The sequence below is a fragment of the Vibrio eleionomae genome, from assembly GCF_009874545.1.
GTDB classification, from domain to species: domain Bacteria; phylum Pseudomonadota; class Gammaproteobacteria; order Enterobacterales; family Vibrionaceae; genus Vibrio; species Vibrio nitrifigilis.
In genome coordinates, this window is the sequence record NZ_WEKT01000021.1 from 33,068 (window position 1) to 59,118 (window position 26,051).

Annotated in this window: 22 protein-coding genes; 12 read left to right on the plus strand and 10 right to left on the minus strand. The window is 43.1% G+C overall.

The features are described 5' to 3' along the window. The first annotated feature begins 76 nt into the window (after window positions 1–76). The gene (locus F9817_RS12450; RefSeq protein WP_161155988.1) at window positions 77–1,093 is read left to right on the plus strand and encodes an arabinan endo-1,5-alpha-L-arabinosidase; all 1,017 of its coding nucleotides are present in this window, start codon (window positions 77–79) and stop codon (window positions 1,091–1,093) included. A 54-nt stretch (window positions 1,094–1,147) separates the two neighbouring features. Here F9817_RS12450 and F9817_RS12455 read toward each other — a convergent pair whose 3' ends face one another. Together F9817_RS12455 and F9817_RS12460 are read right to left on the minus strand one after the other, a co-directional pair. Beyond that, window positions 1,148–1,351: a restriction endonuclease subunit S gene (locus F9817_RS12455; RefSeq protein WP_161155990.1), complete on the minus strand. Its 204-nt coding sequence runs from the start codon at window positions 1,349–1,351 to the stop codon at window positions 1,148–1,150. Window positions 1,352–1,409: 58 nt separating this feature from the next. Beyond that, the gene (locus F9817_RS12460; protein WP_161155992.1) at window positions 1,410–3,326 is read right to left on the minus strand and encodes a methyl-accepting chemotaxis protein; all 1,917 of its coding nucleotides are present in this window, start codon (window positions 3,324–3,326) and stop codon (window positions 1,410–1,412) included. 602 nt (window positions 3,327–3,928) lie between these two features. Between F9817_RS12460 and F9817_RS12465 the strand changes: the two genes are divergently transcribed. The 7 genes from F9817_RS12465 to F9817_RS12495 all read left to right on the plus strand — a co-directional run bounded on the left by F9817_RS12465 (window position 3,929) and on the right by F9817_RS12495 (window position 11,511). Beyond that, a complete protein-coding gene (locus F9817_RS12465; RefSeq protein ID WP_161155994.1) occupies window positions 3,929–4,885 on the plus strand; it encodes an AAA family ATPase in 957 nt (318 codons plus the stop codon). A 9-nt stretch (window positions 4,886–4,894) separates the two neighbouring features. Beyond that, window positions 4,895–5,812 carry a DUF58 domain-containing protein gene (locus tag F9817_RS12470; RefSeq protein ID WP_161155996.1) on the plus strand — a complete coding sequence of 306 codons (918 nt, stop codon included), beginning with the start codon at window positions 4,895–4,897 and terminating at the stop codon, window positions 5,810–5,812. A 6-nt stretch (window positions 5,813–5,818) separates the two neighbouring features. Further along, window positions 5,819–6,307, plus strand: coding sequence for a DUF4381 domain-containing protein (locus tag F9817_RS12475; RefSeq protein ID WP_161155998.1), 489 nt, complete (start codon window positions 5,819–5,821; stop codon window positions 6,305–6,307). Further along, entirely contained in the window at window positions 6,294–7,262 is a 969-nt protein-coding gene (locus F9817_RS12480) for a VWA domain-containing protein (RefSeq protein WP_161156000.1), read from the plus strand. The genes F9817_RS12475 and F9817_RS12480 overlap by 14 nt, the downstream gene beginning before the upstream one ends. After that, the gene (locus F9817_RS12485; protein ID WP_161156002.1) at window positions 7,255–9,192 is read left to right on the plus strand and encodes a VWA domain-containing protein; all 1,938 of its coding nucleotides are present in this window, start codon (window positions 7,255–7,257) and stop codon (window positions 9,190–9,192) included. Before F9817_RS12480 ends, F9817_RS12485 begins: the two co-directional genes overlap by 8 nt. A 2-nt stretch (window positions 9,193–9,194) precedes the next feature. Next, entirely contained in the window at window positions 9,195–10,862 is a 1,668-nt protein-coding gene (locus tag F9817_RS12490) for a BatD family protein (RefSeq protein ID WP_237476241.1), read from the plus strand. 172 nt (window positions 10,863–11,034) lie between these two features. Then, entirely contained in the window at window positions 11,035–11,511 is a 477-nt protein-coding gene (locus F9817_RS12495; protein ID WP_161156009.1) for a L,D-transpeptidase family protein, read from the plus strand. A gap of 110 nt (window positions 11,512–11,621) precedes the next feature. Here the strand turns inward: F9817_RS12495 and alsE are convergent, their stop codons facing one another. The 6 genes from alsE to F9817_RS12525 all read right to left on the minus strand — a co-directional run bounded on the left by alsE (window position 11,622) and on the right by F9817_RS12525 (window position 17,271). Continuing rightward, window positions 11,622–12,314: a D-allulose 6-phosphate 3-epimerase gene (alsE, locus tag F9817_RS12500; protein WP_161156011.1), complete on the minus strand. Its 693-nt coding sequence runs from the start codon at window positions 12,312–12,314 to the stop codon at window positions 11,622–11,624. Between the two features lie 157 nt (window positions 12,315–12,471). Beyond that, the gene (locus tag F9817_RS12505) at window positions 12,472–13,578 is read right to left on the minus strand and encodes a PTS fructose transporter subunit IIC (protein ID WP_161156013.1); all 1,107 of its coding nucleotides are present in this window, start codon (window positions 13,576–13,578) and stop codon (window positions 12,472–12,474) included. 43 nt (window positions 13,579–13,621) lie between these two features. Next, window positions 13,622–13,933 carry a PTS fructose transporter subunit IIB gene (locus tag F9817_RS12510; RefSeq protein WP_161156015.1) on the minus strand — a complete coding sequence of 104 codons (312 nt, stop codon included), beginning with the start codon at window positions 13,931–13,933 and terminating at the stop codon, window positions 13,622–13,624. Window positions 13,934–14,003: 70 nt separating this feature from the next. Next, entirely contained in the window at window positions 14,004–14,471 is a 468-nt protein-coding gene (locus tag F9817_RS12515) for a PTS sugar transporter subunit IIA (RefSeq protein ID WP_161156017.1), read from the minus strand. Window positions 14,472–14,494: 23 nt separating this feature from the next. Next, window positions 14,495–16,060, minus strand: a complete 1,566-nt coding sequence (locus F9817_RS12520; RefSeq protein ID WP_161156019.1) for a BglG family transcription antiterminator — start codon at window positions 16,058–16,060, stop codon at window positions 14,495–14,497. 335 nt (window positions 16,061–16,395) lie between these two features. Then, complete coding sequence (locus F9817_RS12525; protein WP_161156021.1) at window positions 16,396–17,271, minus strand: LysR family transcriptional regulator; 876 nt, start codon at window positions 17,269–17,271, stop codon at window positions 16,396–16,398. A 108-nt stretch (window positions 17,272–17,379) separates the two neighbouring features. Here F9817_RS12525 and F9817_RS12530 point away from each other — a divergent pair, with 108 nt between their 5' ends. The 3 genes from F9817_RS12530 to F9817_RS12540 are packed head-to-tail and all read left to right on the plus strand — an operon-like array spanning window position 17,380 to window position 22,153. After that, window positions 17,380–18,747 (plus strand): NADH-quinone oxidoreductase subunit L, encoded by a 1,368-nt coding sequence (locus tag F9817_RS12530; protein WP_161156023.1) that lies wholly within the window; start codon window positions 17,380–17,382, stop codon window positions 18,745–18,747. After that, window positions 18,747–21,155, plus strand: a complete 2,409-nt coding sequence (locus tag F9817_RS12535) for a DUF2309 domain-containing protein (RefSeq protein WP_161156025.1) — start codon at window positions 18,747–18,749, stop codon at window positions 21,153–21,155. Before F9817_RS12530 ends, F9817_RS12535 begins: the two co-directional genes overlap by 1 nt. Continuing rightward, window positions 21,140–22,153: an L-threonylcarbamoyladenylate synthase gene (locus tag F9817_RS12540; RefSeq protein WP_161156027.1), complete on the plus strand. Its 1,014-nt coding sequence runs from the start codon at window positions 21,140–21,142 to the stop codon at window positions 22,151–22,153. Before F9817_RS12535 ends, F9817_RS12540 begins: the two co-directional genes overlap by 16 nt. 181 nt (window positions 22,154–22,334) lie before the next feature. Here F9817_RS12540 and F9817_RS12545 read toward each other — a convergent pair whose 3' ends face one another. Then, window positions 22,335–24,092 (minus strand): family 43 glycosylhydrolase, encoded by a 1,758-nt coding sequence (locus F9817_RS12545; protein WP_161156029.1) that lies wholly within the window; start codon window positions 24,090–24,092, stop codon window positions 22,335–22,337. 292 nt (window positions 24,093–24,384) lie between these two features. Here F9817_RS12545 and F9817_RS12550 point away from each other — a divergent pair, with 292 nt between their 5' ends. Then, on the plus strand, window positions 24,385–24,564 hold the full coding sequence (locus F9817_RS12550) for a hypothetical protein (RefSeq protein ID WP_161156031.1): 180 nt from the start codon (window positions 24,385–24,387) through the stop codon (window positions 24,562–24,564). Here the strand turns inward: F9817_RS12550 and F9817_RS12555 are convergent. After that, window positions 24,561–25,949, minus strand: coding sequence for an aldehyde dehydrogenase family protein (locus F9817_RS12555; protein ID WP_161156033.1), 1,389 nt, complete (start codon window positions 25,947–25,949; stop codon window positions 24,561–24,563). The two genes, F9817_RS12550 and F9817_RS12555, sit on opposite strands and share 4 nt — an antisense overlap. Window positions 25,950–26,051 lie beyond the last annotated feature (102 nt).

The following is a 26,051-nucleotide window of genomic DNA, read 5'->3' on the forward strand; positions in this document are numbered from 1 at the left end:
GTACAAATTTCATTAGAGTNGTAAAACAGCGTTTTACTAATTTTTACTCTACCTAAAAAATAATTGGGAAATAATAATGAAAAGGTCTCTCACATGGCTGTTATCAGCAGGGTTAGTCGCTACGTTTAGTGCTAACCTACAAGCCAAACAAGTTGAAGTTCATGATCCAGTAATGGCAAAAGAAGGGAATACCTATTACGCCTTTAGTACTGGACCGGGGATCACCTACTATTCCTCACAAGATATGAAGCATTGGCAACTGGTGGGCCGGGTATTCAAAGATAAACCCAGTTGGGCTCCACGTGTTGCTCCAGGATTTAATGGCCACCTTTGGGCTCCTGATATCATTCATCATAATGGCAAATTTTATCTTTACTATTCAGCTTCAGCCTTTGGCAAAAATACGTCAGGGATTGGGGTTACCGTGACGAAAACTCTCGATCCTAAATCTAAAGACGCCCAGTGGGTTGACCAAGGCGTCGTTCTACAATCAATCCCGAATCGAGATGAATGGAACGCCATTGATCCAGCCGTTGCATTTGATGATCAAGGGACACCTTGGATGGCATTTGGCTCATTCTGGCATGGGTTAAAATTGGTAAAATTGGATCCAAGTTTGACTCGTATTGCCGAACCTCAAGAATGGTATAACCTAGCCCGACGCCCTTCCACTACTCTGACTGATGGGAAACAAGCTGGAGATGGTGCAATAGAAGCTCCTTTCATCTTCAAAAAAAATGGCTACTACTATTTGTTCGTTTCATTTGATTTATGTTGTCGAGGCATGGATAGTACCTATAACATTCGTGTTGGCCGCAGTAAAAATATCCAAGGCCCATACGTCGATAAAGAAGGTAAATCGATGATGCAAGGTGGAGGAACACTCGTATTGAAAGGAAATAAAGATTGGGTCGCTTTAGGTCACAATGCGGCTTACACCTTTAATGGCAAGGATTACATGGTATTCCACGCTTATGAAACCGCAGATAATGCGCTACAAAAATTGCGTATTTTACAAATCCATTGGAAAAATAATTGGCCAACTGTCAATCCTGCTGACCTGAATAAAAACACCACTGTATTAGAAAAGTAACTAAAAAAGTAAGGCTGCCTCATGGCAGCCTTACTGTTTATCTTGCTTTACGGATTAATGAACAGTGCGGTCTGATTTCGCGTAAAACTGACCGAAGTATTCTTCTAACACTTCAGGTGTCAGTTTACCTTCTGCTTCCAATTTTTTAAGCTCAGCCACAACCGCTTTTTGATCTTCAATAGATGGCAGCTTTACTTCTGGCTCGTCAGCATTCACGTCTTGCGACATCATTTCTAGTTCTTTTTCAAAATCACTCATGAGAGATACCTAATTGATTTATTCTGTCAGGAAGTTTACCCAACTCCCTGACGAGATACTAGAGCTTGAAGGTACCAACCATACGGTCTAATCGGCTAGACAGGTCATTCAGATCATGACTCGCCTCCGCTAATTCTTCCGCCGTTGTTGTGGTCATCTTATTAATCGAATTGATCTCTTCGATGTTCATATTAATGGTATGTACAACGGTAGACTGTTCTTCTGTTGCGGTCGCCACTTGAATGTTTCGGTCTGATATATCATGAATACGCTCTGAAATACTGACCAACACCTGCACCGCTTCATCAGAGGCTTGCACCCCATCAAGTGTCACGATGCGACCCGCTTCCATCGCTTCTACGGCATCTTTAGCATTAGATTGTAGTTTATTAATCATCACCTGAATTTCGTCGGTTGATGATGCGGTACGACCAGCTAGGTTACGCACTTCATCTGCGACAACCGCAAACCCCCGACCTTGCTCACCAGCACGAGCTGCTTCAATCGCGGCATTAAGTGCGAGTAAGTTCGTTTGCTCAGAGACTTCGCGAATAACATCCAAAATCTTACCGATGTCTTGAGTTGTCGCAGCTAATTGCTGCACCACTGTGCCGGTACTTTCCATATCATTTGCTAAGCGATCAATGACGTTCTTCGCCTTGTTGACCACATCACGGCCGGAGTCGGTGTTATCCGATGCTTCTGTGGCCGTCTGTGCTGCCGTTGACGCATTAGACGCAATTTCACTAATGGTTGCGCCCATTTCATTGATAGCGGCAACCACTTGCAATGTTTGATCACGCTGTTCTTGACTGTTGTCGTGGGTTGACGACGCTTTCTCAGCAACACGCTGTGCCGCTTGTTGTAAAGCACCACTGGTTTCCGCCACTTCACGCATGGAACGATGAATTTTCTCGATAAAGCCATTAAAGCCTTTCGACAGCTGAGCAATCTCATCGTCACTGTTGATTTCAATACGTTGCGATAAATCCCCATCGCCTTGGCCTAAATCAGTAAAACGCTGAGCAAGTTGGCGGATTGGGTTTACGATACTGTTGGCTAACCAAATTCCACCAAGAATAAAGATTACAGCCACAATCACAGTAAAGATCAAAATGCGATGGGTAACGTTATTCACGCTAGCAAACACTTCACTTACCGGCACAGTCCCCACAACAAACCAATCCATCGACTTCACGTACAAACTCCCAACGAACACCTCTTTGCCGTTAGTTTGAGTTTCTATCAAGTTGAAACCTTGTTTATTCAACAACTCACTTGCTTGAGTACCATAGAAATCACGTAATGTTTTATGTGACTTAGTTTGGTCTCGATGAATTTGTACTTCACCTTGCGCATTGGTTAAATACACATAACCCGACTTTTCAATATGGAAACTATTGAGAAAACTCACCATGTCATCCATTGATTTCGATACGCCAGACAATGTATCGCCCCCCACCGATTGATAGTTAGCAAACATTTTTACTTGTCCATTCGCTTCTTGGAACATGCTTACCATGGTTGGGTTATTGGACTGAACAAAACTGTAAAACCACCCATCTTGCTGATGGTTTAACTTACGCAGAAAACCATTCTGGTTCCAGTAGTTCGCATTGTGTCGATTCGCAATCGATGCATCATTCAAATCATATTGAGCGCGCACATTATTTAGCTCTTTAACTAACATCGTTTCAGAAGCTGAATCGAGTTTATCATTGCGAATCGCTTGCTTAGCGTATTCACTGTTGGCAAGTTGATGAGCAGCGTTCAATAGCTGGGAAACCTGACTATCAACTCGATGGCTGATTTGGCCAAGGAGAGAAGGTAGTTCGACATCGACCAAGCGATGACGTAACACATCATGTGTTTGACGTTGTGCAATCAATCCAACCACCATAGTGGAAGCCAGTACTGCGAGAGCAATACCGATGATCACTTTTTGTTTAATACTTATCTTATGCAACAAGAACATGTACTCGTGCCTCTAAAATTTGGCGAATATTTTTATCTGTTTGGTCGACTTACGGTACATAAATAACGTTGTAGCCAATCATCCCTGAACCATCATTTACGTTCATTCTGTAAGAGTGACAAATCTGTAACCTAGGGGTCTCAAATAAGCAGTTACTAATTTAGCCATTTAATTCCCTAGCGAGCGCGAGATTGTATACGACTTGAAGACAAATGTTTATCCAGTTAAGCAAGAAAGTTTCACTACAAACGATTACATATCTATTTATTTGTTGAATCGTTTGCTTTACCTCCCTATAGCGCATAAAAACCACAGACTTCCAAAGGCCTTGATACTTTATTTCTCAACAAAATTAATCGCCAAATTGATATGAATAACGACACTAATTGAACAGTAAAACCCTGACCAATAACTTAGGGTTATTTGTTACTACAAAAGTGCAACAAAACATTGTCTAATGGGGAGAATTCACTTTGGTAACGAACACTAAGTCCCCTGATAATCGAGTTTTTTCAGCTAAATGTGTATAAATGTAAATTTTTGAGGAACTTTTTCATCAATAAGCTCACTAACTGCTGAATAACTAAAGAGACTTGGATGTTATGCAGTCAGAAATCTTTCAAACGTTACAGCACTATTTAAATCAGCAAGTGATCGGTCAAGAAGGCTTAGTTGAACAATTACTCGTCGCCCTACTCGCTGATGGGCACATTTTGGTTGAAGGCCCTCCAGGTCTTGCTAAAACACGTGCAGTTAAAGCATTGGCCGAATGTATTGAAGGGGATTTTCATCGAATCCAATTTACTCCGGATTTGCTACCGGCTGATTTAACCGGTACGGATATCTTTCGTCCTGAAACAGGCGAATTTCAATTCCAGCCAGGCCCTATTTTCAATTCATTAGTGTTAGCCGATGAGATCAACCGTGCGCCAGCAAAGGTTCAAGCCGCTATGCTAGAAGCAATGGCTGAGAAACAGATTACAGCGGGCAGAAAAACCTATCCGTTACCTAAACTGTTTTTGGTGATGGCGACGCAAAACCCAATTGAACAAGAAGGGACTTACCCTTTACCAGAAGCTCAGCTTGACCGTTTCTTATTGCACCTAGATGTGGATTACCCTGACGCGGAACATGAGCTTGCTATTTTGCGTTTAAACCGCGGTGAAGCCAAAGGCGACCACGCCCAAAATACGCCACGAGTCTCACAGCAAAGCATTTTTGCTGCCCGACAAGAAGTACTCAATATTCATATGGCGGAATCGATTGAAAACTATTTAATTCGCCTGGTCATGGCAACGCGTAAACCCGCGCAATACGATACAAAACTGGCGGAATGGATCGAAATGGGAGTCAGCCCACGAGCCACTATTGCACTTGATCGCTGTGCTCGTGCCCATGCTTGGCTTAAAGGTCGAGACTTCGTCAGCCCAGAAGACATTCAAGCTATGATCTTCCCAGTATTACGTCATCGTTTATTACTTTCTTACCAAGCTCAGGCAGAAAATGTGCATCCGAATCAAGTGATCGCTCACTTACTTTCGCTTGTAGGTAGTGCTTAAGGAGTCACTATGACTTACTCATTACCCGCACATGCAGATGGCGTTCATATTACGGTTGAAGAGTTGCTGCCCTACCGGCAGCATACGAGTAAGTGGTTACCACCAGCAAAGAGTTTGTGGTCTCAATTGCTTGGTCAACATCAAAGCCGTCAACTCGGCCGTGGGATGGATTTTGCTGAAGTTCGTCAGTATCAGCCTGGCGATGATATTCGAGCGATTGACTGGCGCGTGACGGCCCGTACAGGTAAACCTCACACTAAGCTGTTCACCGAAGAGCGTGAGAAACCTGTGATTCTGTATATCGATTTAAGTTCGAGTATGCAGTTTGGTTCCACAGCCATGTTTAAAGCCGTACAAGCCGCACACATGGCAAGCCTATTAAGTTGGCTTGCCATTGCCGAAAAAGACCGCATTGGTGCGGTGATTGATACCGGTTCACAAGTCGTAGAAATCAAACCGACCAGTCGGCAAAAAGGACCACTGCAAATTATCGCACAAGTTGCTCAGTTACAGGAACAGGCCCTAACAAAAGCTGGCGAGGCGGCATATGATTCCATGCAACAAGGTATGCTGGCGCTTAATCGGTTGTGTCCAAAAGGTAGCGATATTGTATTAATCAGTGATTTTGTTCGTTACCAAGACGAACTAAAACCCCTTTTTAACCAATTACACCGGAGAAATCGTATTCGTCTTATCCATATTTATGATCCGCTAGAACAAGGACAAACTCTTTTTCGCGGCACAGAATTGGTCAGTGATCAAAAACAAGCGCGCTGGCTCAACTTTTCATTAAATAGTACTCGTAATGGGATCAAAAAAGCCTTTGAATCTCATCAGGAAAAACTAGAATTACTGTGTCAATCAATGAAGATGGAGTACCACTCACTCTCTAGTGAGGGTCCTTTGCTACAACAACTAGCTGGATAAGGAAATATGCAGGAAAAATCATCAACACCACTACAACTTAGTGATTTACACCTTCCGGATGTACCTTCGTGGTTACCCCTAGCTTGGGGATGGTGGGCATCGATCGGCGCGATCGTTGTGGTAATTATTATTGTGCTTTTAGTTGTTCGTTGGAAACGTAAACGCCTAGCGCCGAAGAAAACGGCACTGCGCCTATTGACCCCATCACTTGGGTTACAAACCCCGTCTTCAGCGATAGAACTACTACGCCAAGCAGCCTTTTGCTATTACCCACGTGAACAAATCGCACACCTTACCGGTAAAGACTGGTACGCCTTTTTAGATGATCAAGTGGGACGTCCGCTATTCGTCCCTCACGAAACACAGTGGCAGCAGGCACTCTATCAAAAGCAATCAACTGTCGATTCTAACGTTCTTATCGAAGATTGCTATCAATGGATAAACGATGCTTTGCCGCCTAAAAAACGGAGATCTGTCAACGTTGGCAAACATTGAGTTAGTATGGTGGTGGGCATTATGCCTACTGCCTCTCCCATTTATCGTTTATAAATTTGCACCTTCGGTAAAACAGAAAACAGCGATTTCGCTGCCCTACCTCCCACAACAAGCCCAACTCTCGGCGCCTAATCATATGTTCGCCAAAGGGTTAGCTGTTGCTATTTGGGTCTGTTTAGTTATCGCGGCAGCGCGTCCTGTATGGTACGGAGAGCCGGTGAATGTATCACCTAAACATCGCGATATGATGCTAGTGGTCGATTTATCCTATTCGATGAGTCAAAAAGATATGCAGCAAGGGGATAATTATATCGACCGCCTGACTGCGGTAAAACACGTATTAAAAGATTTCGTGGCTAAGCGTAAAGGGGATCGCCTCGGTCTGATTTACTTTGCCGATCATGCTTACCTGCAAACACCGCTGACCTTTGATCTACATACGGTAGAAGAACAGGTCAATCATGCAGTCCTGAAATTAATTGGTACTCAAACCGCGATGGGTGAAGGCATCGGTCTTGCGACCAAAAACTTCATTGATGGTGATGCACCACAACGCGTCATGATTCTACTCAGTGACGGTAGCAACAACTCTGGAGTTATGGACCCTATTGAAGCTGCGAATATTGCCAAAAAATACCACACCACCATTTACACCATCGGTGTTGGCGCCGGTAAATTAACCGTACAAAGCTTCTTCGGTTCACAAACGGTTGATACCGCAAAAGACTTGGATGAAAAAACGTTGAAAAAAGTGGCTTCAATCACTGGAGGCAAATATTTCCGAGCTCGTGATGCCAAAGATTTACAGAATATTTATGACACTATCAATCAATTAGAGCCTGTAGAAAAAGCGACGCAAACTTGGCGCCCACAAACCGAATGGTTTGGCTTACCGCTCGCTATTGCTCTTGTTTTGTCTGTCGTTTTATTCGTGGTTAGGAGAAATCATGTCTAATTTTGTTTTTCTTACCCCTTACTGGCTGCTGGCGATCATTCCATTAGCCGCATTCTTACTGTGGTTACGTCTACGTAATCAACAGCAAACCTTGATTGCACCTCACTTAGCGAAAGCAATGGGGCTCGGTTCGCAGGCTAAGCAAAGCACAATACTTTCTGTTTTATCATTGGCATGGCTGTTAGCCTGTATTGCTTTAGCAGGTCCTAGTTTTCAAAAACAAGCGCGACCAACATACAGCAATGGTAGTGCTCGCGTGTTAGTCATGGATATGTCGATGTCGCAATACGCGACGGATGTTAGCCCAAACCGCTTAACTCAAGAACGTTACAAAGCGCTCGATCTACTCAGTGGTTGGCATGACGGTTACACAGGATTAGTTGCATTTGCTGCTGGCGCTTATACTGTCAGTCCTATGACCTCAGATGCATCAACCATCAAAAACTTAGTGCCAAATCTATCGCCAGAGATCATGCCTGCCCCCGGCTCTAATGTGGTTGCAGGAGTGAAAAAAGCCATCACCATGATGGAAAATGCAGGTATGGCCAAAGGCGACATTGTGCTGTTAACGGACGATATCGATAGTGACCAAAGCAGCCAAATTAAAAGCGTATTATCCGGTACCCATTGGCATTTATCCGTCTTAGCGATGGGGACAGAATCAGGAGCACCAATCCAGTTAACCGATGGTTCTCTAATGAAAAACGGTCAAGGCGACACTATCGTGGCTAAAATCGATTTCGATACCATGCGAGCCCTGACTCAATCCGTGAACGGCGTATTTGTTCCCTATCGCGGAGATGGTAAAGATGTCGATACCATTCTAGCAAACACTCAAGCAGTGAAAGCCGTAAAAGGAAAAAACGGCACTCGTACCGTGACAGAACGGATCAACAACGGTTATTGGTTAGTTTTTATTATTATGATTCCAGCCTTACTCTTATTTCGTCGCGGCGTCATTTTTATCTTTGCTTTGGTCACACTACCTTTGCTGATGATGCCCCAACAAGCTGAAGCTGCACCATTTCTTAATAAAAACCAGCAAGCCTATCAAGCTTTCAAAAATAAAGAGTATAAGCAAGCTGCCAATCTGTTTACTGACCCGAAATGGCAAGGTATTGCCAAATATAAAGCAGGGGATTATTCAGGTGCGATTGATAGTCTATCTCAGGTTAAGCACCCCGATGAAGACACTCAATATAATTTAGCGAATGCTTACGCACAAGCACAACAGTTAGACAAAGCCGAACAGTTGTATAAACAGATATTGGCGCACAACCCAACCAATAAAGATGCGAAACACAATTTGCAAGTAGTTGAACAAGCTAAGAAAAAGCAAAAACAACAACAGAAGAATCAACAAGGTAAAAACCAATCAAACCAACAAAGCAAGCAGGATAAACCCTCTTCTAATGATCAGAAAAACTCTGATAATAAAAACCAGAGCCAAGGTGATAAAAGCCACCAAGATCAAAAGAAACAAGACAATCAGCAGGGTCAAAAAAATCAGGATAAATCTGCCCAACAGGATTCTTCAAAGACGAACAACAAACAGTCGCAGCAAGATAACCACAATCAATCTCAACCTGCGGAAAAAAAGAAATCGCAAGACAAAGATAAGGCGTCGCAGCAGCAAGCATCAGCGAACAAGTCGCAAGATAACAACGACTCAGCTAAATCTGCGGATCAGAAACAAGATCAACAAGCTAAGCAAGCTCAAGCAGCAAGAGCGAAGCAACAAGATAACAAACAGAAACAGAGTCAACAGGCTGTTGCGGCCAAGCCCAGTTCTGCAAAAAAAGTTGACCCTGAATTACGTAAGTTAGAACAAGTAGAAAGTGTTCGCGATCCAAGTCAACTGTTACGAGCTCAGCTCTATTTGCAAGCACAGGATCAAGACCAACCAGATACGCAAACTAAGAAATGGTAACCATGAAAACCCGTATTCAACGCTTATCCGTTTTTCTGTCTTTTTTGATGCTCAGCTTAATGAGCTTAAATGCCTATGCCGACAGTTTTTACGCCACTGTGAGTAAAAACCATGTTGTGCAAAATGAAGTGTTCCAACTGAAAATTACGACTGATGAGAAGGCCTCATCTGATGATATTGATTTTTCAGTGTTACAAAAAAACTTCATGATGGGGCGTCCAAATTTTGGCCACTCAGTGACTATCATTAACGGTGACCGCAGCGCTAAATCTGAATGGACGATATCTTTAGCAGCGAAACGCACTGGTATTGTGACGATTCCAAGCTTCAAGCTAAATGGAAAAATGACGCAATCGATCGCAATTCAAGTCACCAAAGATAGTGATGCACCAACAACGAATGATTTAGTTGAAGTACAAAGTCACCTTAACCGAACCACCCTTTACCCGGGAGAAAGTGCATTACTTAAAGCTCGTCTTATCGTTAAAGCAGATACCCGCCGCTTACAAAATACCGATATTGAACCACCAAAGGTCAACGGGATGGAACTCAAACCTGCGAGTAAGCCAAACCAATATCAATCGGTACAAAACGGCATGCAAGTCACCGTTGTGGATCAAGATTTTCGGATCACGGCGCAAAAACCTGGAGACTTCACTCTTACCGAGCCCAAATTTACTGGCTCAATGATTTATGGCAACGATTATGATGGCAGCACGCGTATTGTTTCTCTAGAGACACACCCGAAAACCTATCAAATGCACGTGGAGAATAAGCCCGCCAACTACCACGGTGTGTGGCTTCCAACTAGCAAGCTCAACCTTTCTCAGCAGTGGAAAGACGGCCATGGTAATCCTATTCAAACTCACACGTTCAAAACTAAAGTCGGTGACTCAATTAGCCGTGAGATCACGTTAAAAGTAGCGGGTGTATCGCAAAACCAATTACCTGATATCCAAATCAATAATCCGGATACAGTTCGTGCCTACAGTGAAAAACCACACTTTGAGACCACAGATAATGGTGATGTGGTCATGACACTTAAACAAGTGATCATTCCACGTCAAAAGGGCAATATAGAACTACCGAAAGTGTCCCTCAACTGGTGGGATGTCAGTGCTAAAAAAGAACGCACCACAACGATTGATGGTATGTCTCTTCAAGCTGCAGCGAGTGATGATCAACCACTGCCTAACGTAGCACCACAACCACAAACGCCTGCCAAAGTGATTACCAAAACGGATCCTGGCTACTGGCCTTATCTAACTGCAACATTCGCCCTGCTTTGGATGGTCACACTGGCACTCGCCATTTATTGGAAACGTCATGGCCAACCAAACGAAGCGAATGCGCAATCACCATCAGCGACCAAAGGTTCTCCATCACGCTCAGCTCAGGCCTTAACCATAGAGCAAGCTATACAACGACGTGATGGCATTGCTATTAATAAAGCGCTTAATGCGTGGCGTCATAGTATGGTGTTAACGGCGGAAGATGAAGTGCTATTAGAGCAGGAGAAAACGCAACTGGACGCGGCACTGTATGCTCGCCATGATGGCACCACGACTATAGATGGTTCAAGCTTGCTTAACTTCATTAAACACATCGAACGCAAACAAAAGAAACAGCGAGGGCGCAAACAGAAAGGAAGTGAACTGCCACCGCTGTAGCGTTAACTTGTTAGGTTATTTAACTAACGATGACCAAAGCCGCCTGTTATCTGGCGGCTTTGCTTTTTATTACATCCAACTCTTCATGTTGCATCACTCTTATTCTACTAGGCAATAGTGTCTAGACTCGGCAAAATCACCCTATTAATCCTCTTGTTTGATGCTGTTTACCATGAGACTCGTGCTTGCTGTCGTATTGTCGCTGTTTTGCTGTCACGCATTGGCCGATGTTGATTTAGTCAAAGTCGACAAGTCTAAACGCCGGCTCTATCTGTATGATTCTGGTACGGTAGTACGAGAATATCGCATTGCATTAGGCAAGAATCCCCATGGTCCAAAGCGCCAACAAGGCGATCAACGGACACCAGAAGGTCACTACTACCTTGATGAGGTAATTACCGATTCACAATATTACAAGGCCTTTCATATCAGTTATCCAAATCAAGACGATCAGCAACAAGCTTTACAACGCGGCGTTGATCCTGGCGGTGATATTATGATTCATGGAATTAAAAACGATGAGCATCGTCCTCCTGCTTTTGTTCAAAGCTTTGACTGGACGAATGGCTGTATTGCACTAACCAATCAAGAGATGGACGAATTGATTGAATTGGTAAAAGAAGGGACAAGAATCGAAATCGAGTGGTGAATTCACCACATTTTTAACCAGTTAACCACCACTGCGGTTAGCTAAGAGGAAAGTGCGCTAGGGCTGATTAGCCCGAGCGCACTGGAGTCACAACTTAATATTTTAAACACTTAAGCAAATGTCTTACCCGTCGCTTCTTCAAACTCATTGACCATAATTTCCCAAGCGCTATGGATATTATCCGCCAAGTTAAACAGACCACTACGACCAATTACATAAATGTCAGGTTTAACATCATGAATCATTTTCCAATGTTCTTTATTGGTTGAACCATCCATTTCAATCAGATAGCTATACCCATGCTCCTCACGAAGTTGGTTTAGCTCGGTGATTTTATCTAGCATTTTGGCGAGAAAACGTTGGCCAGCAAATCCAGGATCAACAGTCATGATGGTCACCTTATCTAGAATATCTATGTAAGGCATAATTTCTCTAACCGGCGTCTCTGGGTTTAATACCACGCCAGCCTTTAAACCTGCTGCGTGAATTTGGTCAATCAAACGAAATGCAATGCCATTAATGTTCTCAGCAGGCATACAGATCACTTCACACTTAATATCAATTAGCTGTTGGACCCAAAATGAAGGGTCGGTCACCATCAAATGTGCTGACATTTCCTTATTAGTCAGTTTACGCGTTTGCTCAATAAACCAAGGTGATAAGCTTAAATTCGGAACAAAGTGGCCATCCATTATATCGATATGAAATGAATCTACATGATCATTTAAAAAAGTAATTTGCTCTTTAAACTGATCTAAATCCATTGTCATCAATGATGGGGAAATATTAATATGTTCACTCATATATAAATTCCGTGCTTTAATGAAAAGATATGTTTATTAAATAAATTAATATGCTATCTAACCTTCCAGACGGACGTAATAATCCCTATCTAGATATTATTAGATATATTTAATTAGTTTATTTATATAAATTTTTTATAGTGATATTTCTTAGATATTAGCTGATCTTAATATCATCTAAACTGATGTCTTCCTCTTCGTCATCGGTATTAATAACGACATCGCGAGGAACATCCTTTTTAATAATTGCGTAGACCACACCAGTCACAAATATATTCACGACTAATGCCATAACTCCAGCCATTGGGTGAGACATGGTAGGAATCATCAATACGCCGCCGAAAGGCACTGTTGCATCCGCACCATAAACCATTGTCACCGCACCGCCACAAGCGCCACCTATGGCAGCCGCAGCAATACCGCGGATAATATCGTTCATCACAATAGGAATTGAGCCTTCAACGATATTCACAATCCCCATGGGGACAGCCGATTTTAATGTTTCAATTTCTTCATGGTTATAAATATTTTTACGCATTAAGCCACTGATAAAATAGGCCAAACCAAAGCCGATAGGGGTGGCTGTGTTCACCAACTGGAGCGCAGTAATGGGTTCATTAATTCCTTGCGCTTGTAAGGTTAAAACGAACGCAAAACACGTTTTATTGATAGGCCCACCAAAGTCAACAATACATAAAGCACCAATGACAGCCCCCAACACTAAGTTTGATGACGTCCCCATCTCTCTTAAGAAAGAGGTCAACGCATCGGTAAACACACCAATGGGTGAGCCAATGATATAGACCATAATTAACCCACTAATAATAGAGGCAAAAAATGGCACTATTAACGTAGGCATTAAACCACGAGCCCAACTTGGCACCTTAACATGCTTGATAATCGCTTGAGCAAGATATCCGGCAATGTAACCACCGATAATCCCGCCAATAAAACCAGCATTGATAGAGTTAGCGGCCAGACCAACGACGAAACCAGGGGCAATACCGGGTTTCCCTGCGATTGATCCTGCTATACCACAAGCGATGACAACTGGTAATAACCCTAAAGCTTTGCCTCCCATAGTGGCGAGTGCTTGCCAAATATTGAAGTTATCTTGTGCAAGCGAGCTCTGGGCTGTACCGCCCATCGCCATGCCAATAGCGATAATAAAACCCGCGCCGCACACAATTGGAATCAAAAACGAGATAGCGGTTAGCAGATGACCTTTAGGGTTTGCTGCCACCCATATGTCTTTCATACTCATAAATAAAACCCTCTATATCCATTGCATAATGATTGGTTAACAATTATTCCTTAACTAATTCGTGCAATTTTTCGATAAGTTTATTAGGTGATTTAATTGCGGTCTGAGTTGTCACTTTCACCACTTTTTTACCAGTAAATCTCTCTTCTCCAGTCACTTTTACGTCTGCAGCTAAGATGACAATATCAGCTTGAGAAATCTCTTCGTCAGTCAATTTATTTTCAATACCAATCGTGCCTTGAGTTTCAATTTTTACATTGTCACCGGCCTTTTTAGCGGCCGTTTCAATTTTCTTTTGGGCAATATATGTATGTGCAATGCCTACAGTACAAGCAGAGATACCAACAATATTCATAATTTTTTCTCGCAATATGTTTCACATTATTTTTATAAATTAAGGTCTACAAAATAATGAATGGTTTGGATTAAGCATCAACTTCAGCCGTTTCATTAAAAAGCTGAATAATATTTTTAGGATCATTTTCTACTAGCAAATTTTCAATAATATCTTCATCAGCCAAAGCGCTAGAAACTTGGGTTAATAAACGGATATGGGTGGTATTTTGATCTTCTAAACGCACAGCAAATAAAATAATACAGCGGATGTCACTGCCATCTAAACTTTCCCAAGGAACCTCATGTAGAGTTCGACCAATCGCAATGGTAGTATTTTTTACTGCTGCTGATTTACCATGAGGAATAGCAATATGATTTTCAAATCCGGTTGAACCTTGTTCTTCGCGTAACCAAACATCACGAATAAACTGTTCACGATCAATAACTGAACCATCCTCTACTAATAAATCGGTAAGCTCTTCAATAACTTCAGCTTTGGTTCTTGCCGCCATATCTAATTTGATGTGTTTCTCAGTGAGAATTTTTGTGATGTCCATAAATAACCTTCTCTTTTGTAAAATTAAGACTGAATAATAGTGTGCGCACTACTGGCTTGGTGCAGCTTTTCCGTTATCAAGGTGTCAGTGACCCGCTGGAGGTCCGCATCGTTAAGAAACGCGGTAACATAAACCACTGGTGTATCTATTTCTGGTAAATGAACAGTTGAGATCACCAGATCAGGAGACATTTCCTGATTAACTCTTGGTAAATTTTTAGAGGGTACAGCCGCTACGATTTCCCAATCGGGAAAGGCGCGTAAAATGCGACTTTTTAACAAATGTGATGTGCCCACACCGGTCGAACAAACTAGTAATACTCGCTTGTGAGTAATTTGCCGTTCAATTGCAGCCTGAAAGTGGACGGCTAAATATCCCAGTTCATCATCAGAAACAAGCCTCTGCGTGGTTCTGGAAAAGACATCTTCGGCTGCGACACGAGTTAACTGATACACATCAACCAATTCGTTCTTGATGTCCTCTAACAATGGATTGCGAATAATAATTTGATAATGCAAGCGATTGATTAAAGGTCGAATATGAACGACTAAACCATCAAACAGCTGCTTATCAGTACCTAAATCAACATTAATGAGCTGTGAGAATCTCGTCACTAATTGCAAGGTAACGTCGCGCGCCTCATCACTAAACAACGCCGCATTAAGTAAGCTATGGTTATGATTTTCAACCACCATAACACCTGATGAAATGATGTATTGGTAGATAAACCAAACTTCATCTTCCGGTAATGGCAACGCAATATGTTGTTCAATTTTTTCTACCATTTTTCCCGCTGCAGCAAAGGCAGGATCGGTCGGTTTTTCTCGCGACACATCACCAGAATGTACTAATAAATTTCCTTTAACCCTGCGATGCATCATGATCAAAATATGGGTAAAGATATTGATGTAATAGGGCTCACCCAATGGATAAGCTAATGATTCTTCCATTTCTTTTAGAAGCACTTCGACAAACGCAACATCTTGATCACCGAAATATTGGATCAACGCCTTGTAGCTTCCGGGATCTAAGCGGGAATGATTGACAGTACCGGGATCTTGATGGTTCATTAATCCGTTAATTAATGCGACCATAGCTTGGCGCACATTATTCTCATTCCCTTTAATATGGGTTCCACTCTGACTACGAATTAATTGCAACCCTAGTGGAGTAATCCAATCTTCAATAATTCTTAAATCATTAACGATAGAGGCATTACTAATCGAATAACGTTCTGACAACTTGTTAATGGATGTTTCCTTCGGGGTTTCACTTAATAACCAAGAGGCAATTTTTATCCGGCGCGCATGTCCCGTGACACCATCAGCGTCATCATTTTCACCATTGAGCTGCTGTTCGAGTAGTAGCAGGTCGGCAGTATTGTCCGCGATTAACATGACCCCCGCTCCTGCTTTTTTGTCCACCTGAATGTGAGAATCAACTAAATAATCATTGATGACATTAAGATCGCGCTGAACCGTTTTTTTAGACACACCAAACTGCTCTGCCAGATTGAGTAAGGTGACATACTCTCTCTGTTGCAGCAGTTGACGTAATAATCTGTGTTGTCGTGAGGTAATCATTTTCATTGTAGGTACAGACCAGATTAATAATTATAATTAGCCACTTATTGGCTGTTTGGTTCCACGTTTTATGATTATGAATATAGGGAGTATCAAATGGGGTCACAATACTAAATATTGTCCAGAGTTCAGGACAATTAACAAACACTGATAAAACAGAAAAGATAATTAAAGTTATGATTTATAAATAAAAATCAAGAGGATGGCACCATAATTTTTCGATTACTTTCTATGCGTAACTTCACAAAACAGCATCCGTTAAATATCTGGTGAAATATAAAAATGTTAACACGATCAAACAATCGGCTATGGCAATTGCGATGCCAAAGCCGAGTTTTTTCTTAAAGTAACGGCCGAATCAACATATCCAATTTTGGGTGAACGACGCGGCGCGTCATCGTTAGGGCGTAGAAGTTCTCATAAACATTGGGTAACAACATATAACGCTTCAACGTACCATGATCCAACTCGTCTTTAACCACGACTTCCGGCATAACGGCCAACGCGCCAGTATCACGGGTTAAAAGACGTAACATCGCCATATCGTCTGATTCTGCCACTATCTCAGGTTGCAACTGGTATTGTGCAGCAAATGCATCAAATGCAGCTCTTAGGGGATTTTCTCCGTAAGGAAGTACCCATCTCTGATTACGATAGGCTTCACCAAGTTGATCACCTAGCCCTAATCCTGGCGGACCAATAATCGCTACCGCTTGGCGCGCCAACACACGGCTTTGCCAATTTTGTTTATTCGAACCTCGCACTGCGATATTCGTGAGGGCTACATCAACTTGCAGTTCTCCCAATGCATTTAATAGGCCTGTTTGACTCATCGATTGCAACACATAGCGGCAATCGTTCTGATTAATCAATGGTTGAATAAACTGCTCAATGAAGTTACGTGAGATAGTAGATAAGATGCCGATACGAATAGTTGCACCAGGTAAGGTCTTACCACTTGTTAACAACGTCTCTAATTCTTCACCATTACGAAAAATTTCTTCGGCATAGCTTAAGGCGTGATAGCCGCTCTCAGTCAAGGTTAAAGAGCGTCCTTGTCGGACGAACAACTGAACGTCCATAGCTTGCTCTAACTGCTTGATTTGAGTAGAAAGTGCTGACTGAGAAATATGTAATTTCTGCGCCGTTTGGGTTAGATTACCTTGCTTTGCCACCTGCCAAAAGTAGTACAGATGATGGTAGTTAAGTCGACTCATAAATCCTACTGTTCTATAAAACAGAATGTTTTCTAATTAATTATGTATTTTACTTAACTGTAACAGAATTTCACAATAGGCATCACGTTTTTAAGTGTGAGGTTTGTCATGTCTACTCTGTTTTTAGTAACACCGCTCAAGATGATGTTACTAGGATTAATTGCGATTTTGGGATTCACCATTGTTCGTTACAGTTGGGTCGCCTTTAGTGGTGAAGCCGACCGTTCTCGATTCTTACGCGCTCTTTTAGCGACTATCGCATCGGTTGTGGTTGTGATTAGCAGTAACCATCTGTTGTTGTTTTGGGCCGCTTGGGTTTCGGTTAGTTTAACACTACACCGTTTAATTCTGTTTTACCCAGAACGTCCACGCGCTCAGCTAGCAGCACACAAAAAATTCTTGTTAGCACGTCTAAGTGAGCTTTTACTAGCAGCTGCGTTTGTCGCGCTATACGGACAGTTTAAAACACCTTACATCAATGAAATCGTCCAACAAGCTTCTTTTGCTCATGGCAGTACTAACATCAGTGTCGCCGCTGTTCTGCTGGCGATTGTTGCTTTGATTAAATGTGCCCAGTTGCCAATGCACGGTTGGTTAATACAGGTTGTGGAAGCACCAACGCCTGTATCTGCCCTTTTGCACGCAGGAATTGTAAACCTCGGTGGCATCTTGTTGCTGTTCTTTGCACCAATTTTGGCATCAAGCAGTTTCGCGTGTTGGTTAGTCGTAGTCCTCGCTGGAGTTAGCACTGTTATCGCGGGCTTAGTGAGTACAACACGTATTAGTGTGAAAGTGAAACTGGCATGGTCAACAAGTTCTCAAATGGGATTAATGCTTGTAGAAGTTGCGCTAGGACTTTACGAAATGGCACTGCTTCACCTATTCGCCCACTCGTTTTACAAAGCCTACTCATTCTTAAACAGTGGCAATACAGTGAACCATTACCTCGCTGCAAAATTAGCCGGTTCAGTCAAACCAAAGCTAAAACACTGGCTGATGGCTTTGAGTATTTCACTCGCAATGCTCGCCGTCGCTCAATGGCAATTTGCGATAATGACCAGCTTTGCAGCAACAACATTAGTGTGGTTTGCACTGACAGCTTTAATCGTTCCAAGCTTGACGCGTTTAGACAAAGGAACGCTGCCACGCATGGCCATTTCTATCGGGTTTGCAGCCTTACTCTTAACGCTTTACACCACAGCAAAACATCATTTAGCAGTACTAATGGGATTGGATGCACCATTAAACCTTATTGCAGATAGTTTCGTCGCTCTCTTATTTATTGGCTTATTCGTACTCTCAATCGCGCTTCAATATTGGCCGCATATACACTGGGTTAAAAGATTGTTTATCTGGTTGAATGCAGGCGCTTATCTTGATGAATGGTCGACACGTCTAACCCTAAAACTGTGGCCCAGTGAGTCACTGCTAAAACTTCAACATACTGATTGGCAAGTAGAAACCGAGGCAAAATAATGATTTTAGAAAAAATTACCTTACCATTCGCCAACATCGCTCAACAAGCTTCAGAATCCATTGCGCCAGCTTGGCCACTTGATCAATCCATCGCGGTTAACCCATGGTGGCCTCAGCGCCACTCAGGTATAGAGCAAACTTTTGCTGAACAAGCAGTCATAACGGGTATCACGGGGTTAATGGATAAAAAGTACTTCCAAGCTAAGTGGAAAGAACAAATCCAACCGGAACATGTAGAACAAGCGATAAAAGACATCCGCTCCCCGTTGACGTACCAAGAAGTGCAAGAATACATCGAGCGTCAAGATAAGCCATTGCCTCGCTGGGAAACACTGGCAATGCTAATGGATGATAATATTCCTTCAGAGCAAGGCCATAGCTGGGGCCAAGAGATTCAACAACAGGTTAGCCAATTTATCGCGCTGTATCACCAATACCCAGAGCGTTTTGATGCAGAAGGTAAAAACGGTGAGCACCTCTACCAAAGTTGGCTTGAAGTTGTCACTCGCGATAAAGGCATTCGCACTCTTATCGGTGTTGACCTACTGCCTTACTTTGGCCAACTGCCAACCTCTATCGAGGGTGCGCTAGAGTTGTTTCAAACCGAGTGGCAAGAATTATTACAGAACGAACATGGTTCTCTCGCGTTTATGAAAGCGTCATTGCACCAACTTTCTGGTTGGGCAGGCTGGCAATCTTGGCTTGATTGGCAAGCTGGGCTGAATAAACAAGAAATCGACATTCCACATACACTCGGTCTTAGTGTCATTCTACTTGCTTGGGACTACGTGCTGTGGCAATGGTTGAAGACAGAACAACAGGATACCTTTGTTCAAGTTCGTCAAACCATGCAATCACAAGCGGCCAATGTGACCCAATATTATGAATTGGCCAAACAGCAACTAGAACCTATGTGGGTTTGGCAACGTGCATTTGAGTTAAGCGTTCATGCACCATGGATCGAGCAAGTGAAGCACGCGCAAGAAGTTCAAGCACAAACTCGTCCGCAGATTCAGGCGATATTCTGTATCGATGTGCGCTCAGAGCCAATGCGTCGAGCACTTGAAGCTCAAGGCTCAGAAGTAGAAACGCTTGGTTTTACTGGTTTCTTTGGTATTCCTATGAGTTATCAAAACCAAGATGGGTCAATCAAACGTCCACAATTACCGGGGCTACTCGCGCCAAATTTGGTTGCGCAGCAAACCAAAATGCAGCCTGACCGTTGGTTACGCTTAACCAAGCTAGGATGGCAAAATAGTTTAGAAAAACCTTCATCTAACTTAGGTATGGTCGAAGCTGGCGGTCTGTTAAAACTGGTCAGTTTATTCAAACGTGTTGTGATGCAGCAAGGCACCGAAAACCCAGTCAATAGAGATGCACGCACTAATGATGAGTGGGATTTAAAACGCAATGAAGTGTCACTCACTACCGCTGAAAAAGCGGAATTAGGCGCAGGTGTACTCAAAGCCATGGGGATCAGCCAGCGTTTAGCTAATGTGGTGTTACTGGCCGGTCATGGTAGTCAAACATGCAACAACCATACGTCATCAAGTTTGGATTGCGGAGCATGTGGCGGCCAAAGCGGTGAAGTCAATGCGAAAGTATTAGCGGCTATATTGAATGATCCAGAAGTTCGCGCCTTAACTCCAGAGTTTGGCGTGACCATTCCCGAAGATACGCAGTTTTACGCAGCGATTCACAACACAACAACCGATGAACTACAGGTATTCAAACAACCAAAAGAGTGCGATTGGGCAGAGAAAATCTCAGCGGCTTGCGATTTAGCACGTATCAAACGGGTTAAGCAATTTGATACAGGCAATGATGAGCCATCGGCACAAGATGTCAGCCGCTTCTTTAAACAGAGAGCCACTAACTGGGCACAGATGCGACCAGAATGGGGCTTGTGCAATAACGCAGGTGTGTTTATTGCTCCGCGAGCCCTAACTCGAAGCATGGATTTAGATGGACGCTCGTTTTTACACGAATATCATGCCGACCAAGACCCAGAGTTTAAGCAACTAGAAAATATCATGACAGCACCGCTGTTGGTTATGAACTGGATTAACTTGCAATACTTTGCTTCAGTCACCGCACCGACTAAGTACGGTAGTGGTAATAAGCTTCTGCATAATGTCGTTGGTGGACACATCGGGGTATTCGAAGGAAATGGTGGCGACTTACGTATCGGTTTATCCCAACAATCGGTACATGACGGTAAACAGTATCGTCATCAACCTATTCGTTTAAGCGCCTTCATTCAAGCACCTAAAACAGCAATTGAAGACATCATCAACAAACACGATAACGTGTCATCACTGGTTGATAACGGTTGGCTATTTTTGTACCACATCGATGATAACCATCAAGTGTCTAAATATCAGGACCAACAATGGTTACCACAATAAACAGAGAGGTTTCGTTGAATACGCTTCAATTGAGCGCGAATAGCGCTCAAGATCAACAACATGCGGCGAGCTTATTAAAGCTTGGGAAACTGGTCGCTCTACCGACTGAAACGGTATATGGGTTGGCAGCTGATGCCACCCAACCAGAAGCGGTGAAGCAAATATTTGCTGCTAAAGGACGTCCAGCTAATCACCCACTCATTGTTCATATTGGTTCAATGGATCAATTAAAAGATTGGGCTGCAGATGTGCCAGAAAGAGCCATTACGCTTGCAAAAGCTTATTGGCCGGGCCCGCTCACATTTTTAATGCGTAAGGCAGAACATGTTTCTTCAGTCGTCACTGGAGGGTTAGACACCATCGCCCTTAGAATGCCTGCTCACCCAGTGATTCTGTCATTACTCAAAGAGCATCGATTAGCGGTGGCAGCCCCTTCTGCCAATCCATACAAACAGTTGAGTCCAACCAATGCGGAACAAGTTTTATCGGGACTCGATGGTCGAATTGATGCGGTCGTTGATGGTGGGGATTGTCTCTTCGGATTGGAATCCACCATCATCGATTTAACCTCAGAGACTGTGAGAGTGCTGCGCGCTGGTCCGATTACGGCTCATGACATCAGTACGACGTTAGGGGAAGCGGTGAATTACCCGCAACACCATGATGTCTCTGTCCCCGGAAACGTGGGCAGTCACTATCAACCGAAAACCCTCTTGCGCCTAGTGGACGATATAAAACAGGCATTAAGCCAAAGGGATAAATCATTAACGTATGCGGTAATACATACCACAGACTTAATTCACAATGAATTCACCGGAAACGACATTGCATCAATTGAAATGCCAAACGATGCCACTCGTTACGGTAATAAGCTTTATCGCTCTCTTGCAGAGGCCGACAAGTTGCAACTCGATGAAATCTGGCTCGAGCGTCCACCGAAGGGGGAGGCGTGGAACGCAGTTAACGACCGATTAAGTCGCGCAGCCTTGCCGATGTAATGCAGAGCGATATCCATTCCTTATTTCGTGCTGGTGACACCTTTATCCACTATCACGAAATGAGAGCTCAAAATAAGAGTGATGGAGAGTAATACTCCCCATCACTCCGATGACTACGCAACCTTTGTTGTTCATTGCAACACCCCTACTCACTGTAGGGGTCTTTTTTTACCTGCCCACTTTAATCGGTATTTCTTAGATAAAAGCGTTGGCAAATATTATCTAGGTCATCATACGTGCCAATCACAGTTCCAGAATCCAAAGCGCAATCCGTTAAATCTAATAGTCTACCGGTTGATTTATTTACAATCCGGTACCCCCCTTCGTCTCTCGGACGTAAATACCAATGACTAGCGTCGCTGCTACAAGTTCCAAATGTCGCATTGTTATCACTAGCATTTAAACAGTGTGTTGGTTCGCTATCAGGAACTATGGTTACCGTTCCATCTTGTTCAGGTTGCATCCACCAAATCTGAGTGGAATCCCCACTCCAACCTTGCTGTTCAATTCCCGTATCTGTTGCGGTCACAACCAAACCACTTTGTGCGCTTACCACGGCAACGCTACTCAATGGAGATAATCCCCACTCATCACAATCGTCACCATCACACGCCATATACGATGATTCGTCATCACTGTTTACAAATTTTAGAAGGCCATCAGATAACTGCTCGACTTGCCATTTTTGACAAGCTTCATTTTCCCAAGGTAAAAATGATTGGGATTTACTGCAACTAGAACCAGACAAAAAGCCACCAGCATAATCAGTAAAACGTACCGTTCCATCAGATAAAGAATCTAAAATCGCAGGAATTGTATTTGATAAACTCAACTGAGTTTCTCCATCGACCGTGGTGGTAACATAATGATTTAAACGCATCATAGGTGCTTGTGGTTTAACCCGCATTGGGCCATTTTCACCGGAAGGAACGGCCACAGCTTCACCACTGGCAATCGGTTCTCCAAAATTTGGAGTACCATCAGAATTCCATGTGTAGGACTGAGCGCGTAAGGCTCGACCAGTGCCGCATCCGTCATCCGCATTAGCGTTACCGTGATACACCAACCAATCTTCACTGCCATCAGGAGAAGTAAAAAATCCGTTGTGTCCAGGACCATATACACCATTACCTTTAGTAAAGACCGGTTCATCGTATTTGGTCCAGGCATCAGAATCTAAAGGATCGTCTCCTGTCAGTTCTAGCATGCCCAACTTATAATCGGGAGTTGCACAATAGCTCGCAGAATAGACCACGAAAACACGCCCATCATGAATTAAACCTTCAGGGCCTTCATTGACATTCATGCCAACTTTTTCCCAATCTTCTGTTGGGTGAGTCAACACACTCGCTTGACCAGTGGTCGTCCATGGGTTTGACATTTTGATAATGAAATCTTTCTGCTCATCACCCACCCACTGTGAATACATTAAATACAGTTGGTTATTGATGGTGATGTAACTGCCATCGATATTGTAGCTGTCTTCCATCGGAGAACCTTTATATTGATAAGGTCCCATTGGATCGTCCCCGGCACTTTCTAATACAGAGAGATGTTGATAGTCGTAAGTATCTTCATGTCCTGATGTATACAACATGTACCAACGCCAACCATTTGGGCCTTTTAAGCGATGAAACTCAAACGCCCAAAAATTACAGCAACGATCAGAATTAGTTTCCGACCAAACATTCACCGGCGTAGCATCGGCGAGTCCAGCTAAAGTTGCGGACTTACGCATTTCTAACTGAGAACTCCAAGTGGTTGTCGCTGAATAATAATTGCCATCGTAATACATCACCCATGGGTCTGCGCCGTTTTCATAAACAGGGTTTGTAAACGTGGTATCAGCGGCCCATCCCATTCCACTTATCAATAACGCAGCGAATGAGAGTAAGATGGTACGCCACCATTTAGATTGGAATAATAGGTTGTCGAACATCTAATTTCCTCCGTGAGGTGTTATTCCCTTGTGAGGGATCGATCATAAGAAGTCCGCATGCCAATTCGGCAGAAATAATAAAATATAAATGAAATAATGTTTCATTTTATTATATGGTGATTAAAGGTGGTAAATAGGGGAANTCGAACATCTAATTTCCTCCGTGAGGTGTTATTCCCTTGTGAGGGATCGATCATAAGAAGGCCGCATGCCAATTCGGCAGAAATAATAAAATATAAATGAAATAATGTTTCATTTTATTATATGGTGATTAAAGGTGGTAAATAGGGGAATGGGTCGCAGTTCATTGATTAAACGAATGTTTGATTGTAAAAACGGGGGCTGTGCCAAACATTTACGCCAGCACAACAACATGAGCTTTACCGCTATCACTTTTAACGAAAAAAGCGAAGACATTGCTGCCTTCGCCACTTCTGAACTAACCGATGATGTTTTTCAGCAGAGCGCTTAGCCCTTGCGGTTTTTCCATACTGTTTGGATATTACAGAACTCATGTAAACCAAAATGAGAAAGCTCACGTCCGTAACCACTTTTCTTAACCCCACCGAAACCAACGCGTGGGTCACTAGCACTAAAGCCATTAATAAATACACCACCGGTTTCAATCTGCGCGGCTAGTTCTATGGCTTGCTGTTCATCAGCATAGATAGTTGCCGATAAACCAAATTCACTATCATTGGCCAACGCAATAGCATGGTCTGCATTTTTAGCGACAGTGACAGCAGCAACAGGTCCAAACATCTCTTGCTTAAATGCTGTCATTTCAGGGGTAACTCCCGCCAAAATTGTGGGTGCGTAGTAGTTGCCTTCACCTTCCACAATATGGCCACCAAGTAGTACTTTGGCACCTTCTTGGATAGTCGCTTGAACTTGTGTATCCAATTCATCACGTAAATCAAAACGTGCCATTGGCCCTACGTAGTTCTCTTCAACGAGTGGATCGCCCATATTTAATGCTTTAACGGCAGCGACAAATTTTTCGGTAAATTCAGTTTCTATGGATTGTTCGATAATAAAACGTTTGGCAGCCGCACAAACTTGACCGCTATTTTGATAACGGCCAGCAACCGCAGCTCTTACCGCTTCATCAATATCAGCACCGTTTAATACGATAAATGGATCTGAACCACCCAGTTCAAGGACGGATTTTTTCAAAGCAGCTCCAGCTTGAGAGCCAATTGATTTACCAGCTCGAACACTACCAGTAAAGGTAACAGCTGCGATGCGGTCATCACTAATCACATCGCTGACCAAATCATTAGTTGCGTGTGTAACAGAGAACACACCTTCTGGGATTCCAGCCTCACGCAAGATTCTTTCGATTAAATACGCACACCCCATAACGTTTGGCGCGTGTTTTAAAACATAGGTGTTACCAGATAGAAGGATCGGCACTGCACCACGCATTACCTGCCATAATGGGAAGTTCCAAGGCATGATTGCCAGTACAACGCCCATTGGACGATATTCCAACACTGCATTGTTGTTTTCAACCATGGTAGGCTCTGTAGCTAACATGTTTGGGCCATGCTCTGCATACCAATCACATAGGTTGGCACTTTTAGCCACCTCACCACGAGCTTGTAAAATAGGTTTGCCCATTTCAGCAGTAATCATCTGCGCCATTTCTTCGGCGTTATCTCTAAGAGCTTGGCCGATGGTAATCAGTTTTTCACTACGCTCAGCAACAGTGTACTGACGCCATAGCTTACTTTGCTTAAAGCTCTCAGCAACAACGTGTTCTACTTGGTCAAAAGTGTCAAACGGATATTCTCCGATTATCTGACCATTAGCAGGGTTTTTAGATATAGATTGGGTAAGCGGGCTATTAGACATTATGAACTCCGTATATTCGTTCTTTCATCTTTTAATGAGTGTAGTTTGCTCTTGCTGACCAAAACAGAAAAGTGAATAATATTAAAAATTCCTTTCACAAAA